Raw genomic sequence first — 9,292 nt, forward strand, 5'->3', positions numbered from 1 at the left:
TTAGATCCGCTCCGGTAAATATTGCTCTTTGAAGTAACGCATTTTGAAATACGGCTCCACGCAACTGCGCACCTTGAAAGCTGGCCTTATGCAAGCTTGCCCCTGTGAAATCTACACCGGCAAAACCCAATGGCTCCCAATCCAAAGAAACATCTGATCCATATCCGGCGCTGCCCATAACAACATCCAATATCGCCCCTTTCATCGAGCATCCGCTGAAATCGGCTCCATGAAGCAAGCTGTATGTCAAGTCGCTACCATTCAACTGACTCTCCTGCCACACCGTTCCTACTAAAACACAGCCATATAGACGGCTATGCTCCATCTCAATCTGGCGAAAAGCTGTATAGCGAAAATCCAGCAAACTATAATCTCCATCCGACAGTTGGACTTGGGTCAACGCCTGATAACTATATGCATGCTCTTCTTTTTCCTCTAGCCATAACCGAATCTCATCTGCCTCCATGGCTCTGCGATCTTCTCGATACACCGATACACTGTGATCCATGTACTCGCCCACACGAATCTCGAACGTCTCTTCCCGCTCCAACTCTTGAAATTCCGGCAAGCACACGGCCTGCTTCATCGCGAGACGAATCATATTTACAAGGAGTGCATGAATATGTTCTGCCGCCTCCAACATGGCATGCTCCCATTCAAGCTCCGATAGCGAAACACTCCGCTTCTCTACTTCCTCTTGCAATTGCTGCCGTAAATCGAACCAATAGGAATATGACCAGCTCGCATCCCATTCAAATCGGATCGGCTGGGAATCAAGCATCCATAAGGCATCTGAAGCTTCTACAAGATAAGCAGGCCGCTCCTCCAGCCATGTGGTACGCAGCGTGGAGTACGTAATATAGCCGATTTTCCCCTTTCTCCCTTGAATCTGCTCTTGTCGAATATCCCGGCAGTACCTCCGAAAGTCCTCGATACAGGCTTTCATCCGCTGTTCTTGCACCACCTTGAACTTCAGTGCCCAGTGTCTGCGGATCAGGTACCACGCCAGATTCGAGGCGGCTTGCTGCGGGTGTAGCTCTTCTTTAGGCTTCTCCATTTACATTCCTCCACGATCCGAAGCTCTTCATAGGTCATATCATCGAGCTGCCTTCATTCTGTAGCCGCACTACAGCCTAATTCGACTTCACTTCGCTGCCCTTCATATCCGCTGATCCGCTCAATTGAATATGACTGCCCTTGCAGTCCATACGCAGCTCGCTGCCTGCGGACAAGCTCATCTTCTTCCCTGCAGACAAGCTCAAATTGCCACCCGCCGAGATACTTACCTGCTTGCTGCTCACAATATGAATACCTTCCTTGTCGTCCAGCTTGATAAAAATAGAGCCATCTTTCCCCGTCACGACCAGTTCATCCGGTCCCAAACGGATTTCCTTCCCATGGGGCGTTCGCCAGATCTTCATCTGCGGATTAGAGAACTTGTTGTGTCCGTTCCCTCTCCCCGCACGTCGGACCGCACTTCCCGCAACGCCATCCTCTTCACGACTTCCCGGGAAATACAAAGACACTGGATCCCCTTTCTCCGGCATTACATACCAGCCTGTATGTCCTCCGCCGCTATACACCGCCGAATAGGTAAACCAATGCGCCTGCTCGACCGCCTGCTTCTCATCGCAGTCCAGATGGATACGTACCTGATCCTGACGCACGTCCACGACCACCCCGCCTAACGAAGCACCAGCCAGTTTGTCCTGATAATAACGTTTCTGTCGCAATCCTTTGTAAGAAGTAAGCACATATTGATGAAGCAGTAAGCCCTGCCTCATCTCCGTATAGGCCTCGATGACAAACAAGCTATGTCCTTTAAAAGCTAGCCGAGCCCCCAAGTCCAGCACCTCGTCCGTCTCTACCTCATAAACAATAAAATCATTCTCGCCAACCTTTACCTGTTCATTCTCCTGAAAATAACGAAAAGGCAGCATTTGCTTGCGCACGGTATAACGGGTATGATCCAGCACCACTTGTGCCGGGCTATCCTCGATGCCGAAATAAAATTTTGGACTGTCAAAACGGGCCACAGGCATTAGACTCGTATGATAGTGGGAAGCCATGCGTCTTAAAAAAGCCCAGTCCGTCTCCTGATACTGGATGGCAATTCGGCCGATGGGCTCTCCGCCTGTCGCCCCATCAATCACATCCAGCCCTTCATAATCCTTGCCGACGATCTCCAGCATCTGAGGAATCGTCATCTTCGTATATTGAAAAGAGCGGGTACGCTGTTGGATATCCATCCGGTAGGTATGAGAAATGGCCTCAACCATGAGGTAGTAAACGTCCCTTTCAACCCTTACTTCGACCGTTAGTGCGATCCCGCTGAATAACGGCTTGCTTTCGCCCGATTCGTCCCGCTGACTCACCTGAATGACCGTGTTCTTCTCTGTCTTTTCCACATAGCTATCCCGTAGCTCCTCGGGGATGATCCCGGTAAAATAGAGACGGGTGTGCTCGTTTATTTTCTTCGTGAGGGTAAGCTGCTCCAGTTTGACCAGCTCGTAAGGATGGATTTGGATATTTTCGTAGCCTATGCTCATAGCGAATACGCTCCTTTCTCAAACGTAGGAGGCAAGGGCACTGACACCGTTTGGAGCGACTGTACCGTATGTTCCGCAACAGGCAGCCATACCTCCATGTCCGATTCCACACAGTTAAACGTCCCCATCATTACCTGTCCTGCATGGATGAACAACAGGATCTCGTTGTACAAATTCGTATCCACACCTGCAGCTATAAAACGGATTTGCCCGATGGATAGACCGGAACGATTCACAATCACTTGAGTACCCATCCAGTTGCGGATCGGTTGTACAGACCGCAGAACGTCTGCCATCTGCTCGACAAAATCAGATAGCTCCTCGACCGCCAAAGGGGTTTCGGTTCGATTAAAGGTGATATTCACCGTTCCATCCTCCGAAGTATAAATGAGCTCCGGACGATGCTCCGAAGGATATTTAAACTTGGCTTGCGCAAGCGGCATTAGCTTAAAGAATTTCGGGACGCTAACCGCCATTTGTCCGTCCAAAATCGCTCTCATTTCCAAGGTAATGAGCTTATCGCCCAGCCATAACGTTGAGTTTTTTTCAGTTATGTTTTTATCGTGATTATTTACAGTCGTTTGAGATAGGATCGTATTTTCATTATTAGATGCAGCATTCTGATTAAGCTTGTTTTTGATGCTAAGGATCTGCTCGTCCATATAGTTCATAAGGGTAGTCCCTTCTTAAAAAATATGACTTCTAGAAAATTTAGGAGAATATATTTTTTTATCTAACGTCAATTCCTGCAAGCTTACAAAATTCATGGAATTTATTAATCCCCTTGCAATTGGCCTTCAATGTCACAATAACCGACAGATTTATAAAGAATAATGCGAACTCCATCTTTGTCCGGTATTAGTGCGCACGACGAAGTATTTGAACCACCATAGCAGCCGTGAACTCTTCCATTTTCTCGTCCGCAATTAACTGTTCCGTGACACTAAATGCAATCGGAATCGAAGCGCTGTCGTTCGAATAAATAACATCCGGTCTGTGAGCCGATGAATAATCGCCGCTGCTGCTTCAGGTGGTAACTCCTGCTTTTTAGAACCCCTGACTCAATCCACTATCATCCGCTGCCGGCCGCCGTGCCGTACATCAGGAGACAGCGCTCTGCCTCCTCCCGCTTCACTCAAAATTCTCCGCAGGCCTGCGAAGATGCGCTCATTGCTCAGCTCGCGGTATCCCGTTCCGAGACGCTGACCGAGATAATGCTGAATGACGTTCCGTTCTACGGCGCCGCCGTTCAGGCAGAGCATGGCAAAGCTCGCATCATAGGGGTGATCCGTGCCGCTCTTCAGCAGTTCATTGGCGAAATACTGCAAAATGAATGGAGACAGCGTGCTGCTTCCGATGCCGGCATACGGCACATGGATGACGTTGAACGTGTTATACTCGGTCGCCAAGTCGGCAAAACCCTGATAATCCGCACGCAGCCGGGCACCCTCCTTCAGCTTGAAACGCCCCAACTCCAGTTCGTCCGCCTGCACCTGCACGTCGTTCTCATCCAGCAGAATTTCGCCCGGAAGCGTCATGAAGTCGCTCGCTGCCTGTTCCGTGAGAAAGCGAATTTTGAGCACTGTCTCCTTGCCGTTCGAGGAATACGGAAGTTCGAAATCCTCTTCCATGGTATATAAGCGGCCGTCATGCTTGACGATGCCCTTGGTAATCATCAAGCTTTCTGCATTGACCTGAACCTCTCCACCCACGATGATACCGTCGGAATAGTGCTGGTAGATGATGTCTGCGAACTGGCGCGGATAATCGCGCAGGCTCTCCAGCATAGCGGTTTTCAGAATCCGGCCTTTATGAAAATGCGGCATTTGGTGCGTAAACAAGGCGTCCCCTCCTTTCTCCTTAGACTTTGTTCAAAAAATTCGCGATTCCTTATTTCAACCCGTCGAAGAAATCCAGCTCCGACAAATCATTTTCGAACGCATAGAACTGCTTCTTCCCGATATGGAGCTGCTCATTCACCCGCGCAACCGGCACTGCGTTGAAGCCCCAGCTGCCATCGCCCGCAAAAACGAACCATTTCGCCTCGCCGTTGGCAATCGAATCCGTATCGTCCTGTGGAATGCTGGCGCCGTACTGGGCAGCGATCTCTTCGTATAGAGCAGGGCTGTAATCGGCAAAATCATTCCGATATGTCACTGTGTGTCTCAATTCCCCGTCGCCTCCACGAATATGGAACTCGATCTCATGCGCGCTAAGCGGCCGCGAAATCGAGCCCTGCGCCTGATCCAGCCGCTCGTATCCGGAGATGAGCATCTTCTCCCGCCCGGTATGTGTCCAGGCACTGACCGAATACGGAACGACCGGCGCATGATTCGTCAGCTGCGCTTCGATAAGTCCCGACTTCCGGGCGCTCAAGTAACGCAGGGCACCGCGCAAGCAGGCCAGCTTCAGCTCCGGAACCTTCCCCGAATCTTCCGTCTTCTGCCGGAATTCGATTGCTCTTCCCGGGACGAATTCCTTCAGCGCTTCCCGAAACACGTCGATGCGGCAGGATTGGCCTGTCAGCTTAATGATGGAGTAGTCCTGCAGCCTACCGTCGCGGTAGAACTCGTCCAGAAACTTGCGTACGATGGCGTAAATGTCTCCACGAATCAACTGGTTCATTTCTTGAATGTTGAACACGATGTCCGGCGGCTCGTATACGTCCCGGAACTGCCCGTTCTCGCGCAGTGACAGGCACCATCGATCCACGGCCGTAAGATTCAAGTCGCTTTCTGGCCTGCTTCCCGGCCCTGAGTGGAATCGATTGCGAAGGATGCCCGTTTTGCGGAAAAATTCCTTCTTCATGCCGTCCGCCAGCTCCCACAGCACATAAAAATTGTTCCGCACGCGCTGATATTCATCGCGCGCATGGTTCTCATATTCCTTGAACCGAGTCGGAAGAAAGTGCTCCGTCTCCTTATAACGGGCGTCGAAGTTAGAATAGACGGCATCTGCGCCGAATTCGTCGACATGCCGATAAATGTCCGTGGCCGGAATGTCGATCAAGCTATCAATGTCCGGCAGTCTCGCCTTCCTGTAAAAGTCAGCAAATGTGATCTTCATGTACTGCATGATGCGGTATGTCAGATTGTTCCCGCCGAAGTTCGTATCTCCGTTCTCATACGACGTATGGATATCGAGCTTATAGGCGATATGCCCATCCTCTATGCGGAACCGGCATGACGACAGATCGGTCGTTCCTCCGCCGCAGTCGATCACGAGCGCTTGATATTCTTCGCCGTCCAGAAACCGCTGCTTCTCCATCTGATCAGCGATCGTGTTGTACAATACGGCCAAGCCTTCATCCAGCGCATCCCTGGTCTCGATGCGGTACTCAGGCAACATACCCGCGAACATATCGATGAATTGTGTCTTCATCTTGACCGGGCCCGATAGATGGAGATGCTTGAAGCGGCATTTGAATTGATGCTCCGCCGTTCGGATTACATGCAGCATATAGGCGCGCAGCAAATCGCTTCTGCTTACCGTTGCCGCATTCCCATGGCCGTCCGTCACTTCCTCCAGCCGCTTGTAATTGTTCACCCAGCGCTTCATTCCATGGAACACGGAGGCGCTGGAGCTGTACCCACTTTTCCTCTTATCTTGCAGCGCATCGCTGCCGAAACTGAACCGGATTCGCTCCGGATCCGAGCAATCTGCGATTCCGATTACAGTAGGCAGCGACTCGATCCATTCCCCATCCTTGGATGTTCCGTCAGGGAAGCACACATAGTTGATACGATCAAGCCGGATTCGCCCATTAAGCAGATCCGTCGCATTCGGTGAAGCCACGTACCCACCGTGCAAATACGCCCCTGCAGTTGTATTTGTCGTCCCGAAGTCAATCGCCAACACCGCGTCCGTCTCTTCCAGCTCACGGATATCCAAATCCGCCACAGGAATCTTGTAATAGTACAGATTGGCCGGCGGCTGCGGGGTGCTGCGATAGTACGTGCGATACACATATTCCGATACTTGCTTCGGGAAAAAGAGCAGACTGTATTGGCGATTCGCCGTCTTCCTCACTTTCGCTCCCTCGCCCATCGCAAGCCAATAGCTGCCCGGACGCAGACTATCCTTCACCAGATTGAGGATCGCGCACAGCTCCATATGCTCATTGACAAGCAGCACGTTCGATTCGGCAATTTCCGTTCCCGCTTCCACCCTGTATCCATCATGCCGATCGAGCTTCAAGCCGTCGTACAGCGTAATCTTGGCCGGAACCCGAATACCTCCGTCATTCGGCAGCGGCATGCGGAGATAAGTTCGTACCATCTTCTCGACCCGTTCAAACCCGTCCGGGCTAGCCGTTTGAATGAGCTGGCTTTCCTCCGCCCCCCGGTATTTCATGACGGTTGCAATTAATCCGTCGCGATCAAGCGTATGGATCATTCCTTCAATGAGCTTCTCCTGATGGCAAATGTTCCGGAGCTGAAATGTCGTCATCTCCGATAGTTCCTCCCGGGTATATTCCACATGCTTCCGCCCCGCATCCCGCTTGGCCGGCTGCTTATAAAGCCTATATGTATACTCGCTCATCTTTGCCCCCTCCCGGCCGCCTCGCGTCCAGCCTTGCTTCTTATCTTTATAAGTTAATACAGCGACACATTTCCAATCCGCATCGTATCCTCCATGCCAATAATGCCGAAATGATCCTGCCAATACACTTCCGTATGGAATCTTGCCGGCAGGAACAGCTCCTGAATCAATTCGAGCTTCATTCGCGCCGGTTCACTTTCCTCCTGTCCGACATAGAAGAGAAGCTCGTCCCGATCCTCGCAATTCGCATAGATCGTCGAGCTGCGGAAGATGCCACGCATCGTATCCTTGAGCAGGTATATCGCCTCACCCGTCTCATATAGCCGCAGCACATTCCCCGCGATCATCTCGCGCTGCTCTTGATTGAACAGGCCGATCCCCTTGCTGACACGCAAACCGAACTTCCCCTCTTCCATGTCGCGCAGCACGAACTTTATGTAATACTCGCGCCGGTTCATCCCTTGATAACGATCAATTTCCGTCACAAAATGAAGCACGATATCGAACAGCGTTTGGCGCAGCTCCACATCCTCTTCATTGTTAATGTCGAACATGTCCTTGAACAGATCGTAGAACCGATAATACGGATTCACCTCGATTGTGTCCGGCACCGCATTCGCCCAAACGTTGAGCTCCTCCAAGCTCAGTTCCATATAGGGCGAATACACCTTGGCGGGGACAAAGCAAAAATCCGACGCGCTCAGGCCGGATTGCTCTGCCTTAATGACCAAATCCCATATGTAATTCACACCAATACCCCTTCGCACTTATACTCGGGAAAATGCATCTGCACCTCGGAAACGAGAAAGCTCATCAGATCATGCAGAATGAACTGCTCTCCTTCCGACACTTCGTCCTCGACAGCGCGGAAGCTAAGCCGCATAATTTTCTTATCCAGTACCGTCCGCACATTGTCGCTAATGAACGAGTTCATCTCATAGGATTGTTCCCCGCCGTTATTCGCTTCCAGGATATCCACATGCTCCAGTTGAAGCATCTGCGCTGCCTCAAAAGCATTCACGAGCCGCACAATCTCGCCCTTGGAGCGTACGATTTGGGCTTGCTTCCGCGCATATTTGCCGATAAAGCCATCTGCCCTCCGATTGGATACCAGCTTGTATTCCAAGCTTCCAAGCCGGGATTCCGAAGGCTGCGCAATCTTCACGACCGTCCACATGCCGGATTTCTCATGCGGCGACACAATCGTCAAATCGTCTCTCGTTCGCTTGATATAACGAATATGTTCCTCATTTCCTTCCACCAGATAGCCATGTTCGCTGCCCAGCTTGTGAATCGCCAGAACATGTTCGTAATTAATTCGATCGGCTGCAGGCTCGGGAAAGCCGTCGTTCTGAATGGCAAGCCGCTCGATATTCCAGAGCGGTACGAGATCCACGTGCTTATGAGGCTCGAATTCCTCTAGATTAACGGTAATCTCGTTGATCTCGTCCTCTTCCCGCAAAGCACTGTCGCAGTCCGTGAGCCATACGTCAAAAAATTTATAAGCGTATGGATGATTCAATGTCTTCCATGGAACGCTGTTCTGTTGAAAGACACGGTATAGCTTCTCGATTTCGTTGATGTACAGTCGGCTTTGCGACAAGCGCACCGTAATCGCATAATTGCCCCCTGATGTCTTCATCTCTCCGCGGAATGTTCTTTTCCCTGACATCAGGTTATGCAGCCTTGCAAAATCACACTGCAAAAACAGAGTTAGCAGCAGCGCTTTCCCCTGCTGCTTCATCTGCTCGACAAGGCTTCCCATTTCTATCGTTTTGTGTGCCGTGTCCTCCGGCAGCATCGGGCGGAGGAAATCATGAATCGGGTCGACATCATCGCGGCGGCACATCGATACGAAAATATCGTGCTTTTCCTCGCCATCCTCAATTTCGTCGAATACCTTGCGCTCTATTTTCCGATTCATGTCTTCCTGATATTCCACCAGGTTCAGGAACAATCCAGTCATTACATTTTTCAATAACTTGCGCTGCTCCAGATCCTCCATCCTGCTCAATCGATCATGTATCAGTTCCTTCATGGCGCCTGATGGACTCCTTCCTTGTTCCCTTGTTCTCCCTGCTAGGGGATGGAGCTTCATTCCCTTTGCCGGCAGTTGAAGCATTCCCCGTTGGCATCCCCTATCCGCTGCTCGCAGCCGCTCCGCTTTCGGCGTTGCTCGGCACGGCTTCACCAGCGGCATT

General features: G+C 51.1%; 7 protein-coding genes. All 7 read right to left on the reverse strand.

Annotation, left to right across the window (positions count from 1 at the left end):
• On the reverse strand, positions 1-1,057 hold a 1,057-nt coding region (locus tag AZ66_RS22875; protein WP_044356979.1), incomplete at its 3' end, for a pentapeptide repeat-containing protein.
• Between the two features lie 76 nt (positions 1,058-1,133).
• Positions 1,134-2,549: a phage baseplate assembly protein V gene (locus tag AZ66_RS22880; RefSeq protein WP_044356980.1), complete on the reverse strand. Its 1,416-nt coding sequence runs from the start codon at positions 2,547-2,549 to the stop codon at positions 1,134-1,136.
• Complete coding sequence (locus AZ66_RS22885) at positions 2,546-3,220, reverse strand: hypothetical protein (protein ID WP_044356981.1); 675 nt, start codon at positions 3,218-3,220, stop codon at positions 2,546-2,548. The genes AZ66_RS22880 and AZ66_RS22885 overlap by 4 nt, the downstream gene beginning before the upstream one ends.
• Before the next feature lie 390 nt (positions 3,221-3,610).
• The gene (locus tag AZ66_RS22890) at positions 3,611-4,390 is read right to left on the reverse strand and encodes a hypothetical protein (RefSeq protein ID WP_044356983.1); all 780 of its coding nucleotides are present in this window, start codon (positions 4,388-4,390) and stop codon (positions 3,611-3,613) included.
• Between the two features lie 49 nt (positions 4,391-4,439).
• Positions 4,440-7,091, reverse strand: coding sequence for a molecular chaperone (locus AZ66_RS22895; protein WP_044356984.1), 2,652 nt, complete (start codon positions 7,089-7,091; stop codon positions 4,440-4,442).
• A 53-nt stretch (positions 7,092-7,144) separates the two neighbouring features.
• Positions 7,145-7,846: a hypothetical protein gene (locus AZ66_RS22900; RefSeq protein ID WP_036666898.1), complete on the reverse strand. Its 702-nt coding sequence runs from the start codon at positions 7,844-7,846 to the stop codon at positions 7,145-7,147.
• Entirely contained in the window at positions 7,837-9,129 is a 1,293-nt protein-coding gene (locus AZ66_RS22905; protein WP_044356985.1) for a hypothetical protein, read from the reverse strand. Before AZ66_RS22905 ends, AZ66_RS22900 begins: the two co-directional genes overlap by 10 nt.
• Positions 9,130-9,292: the final 163 nt, after the last annotated feature.

This window comes from Paenibacillus sp. E194 (genome assembly GCF_000935845.1).
In the GTDB taxonomy this organism is placed as follows: Bacteria; Bacillota; Bacilli; order Paenibacillales; family Paenibacillaceae; genus Paenibacillus_B; species Paenibacillus_B alvei_B.

Excerpts from the sequence above, each read along its gene's own strand:
- AZ66_RS22905 (WP_044356985.1), bottom strand. The coding sequence starts at position 9,129 with ATGAAGGAACTGATACATGATCGATTGAGCAGGATGGAGGATCTGGAG.
- AZ66_RS22880 (WP_044356980.1), bottom strand. The coding sequence starts at position 2,549 with ATGAGCATAGGCTACGAAAATATCCAAATCCATCCTTACGAGCTGGTC.
- AZ66_RS22885 (WP_044356981.1), bottom strand. The coding sequence starts at position 3,220 with ATGAACTATATGGACGAGCAGATCCTTAGCATCAAAAACAAGCTTAAT.
- AZ66_RS22895 (WP_044356984.1), bottom strand. The coding sequence starts at position 7,091 with ATGAGCGAGTATACATATAGGCTTTATAAGCAGCCGGCCAAGCGGGAT.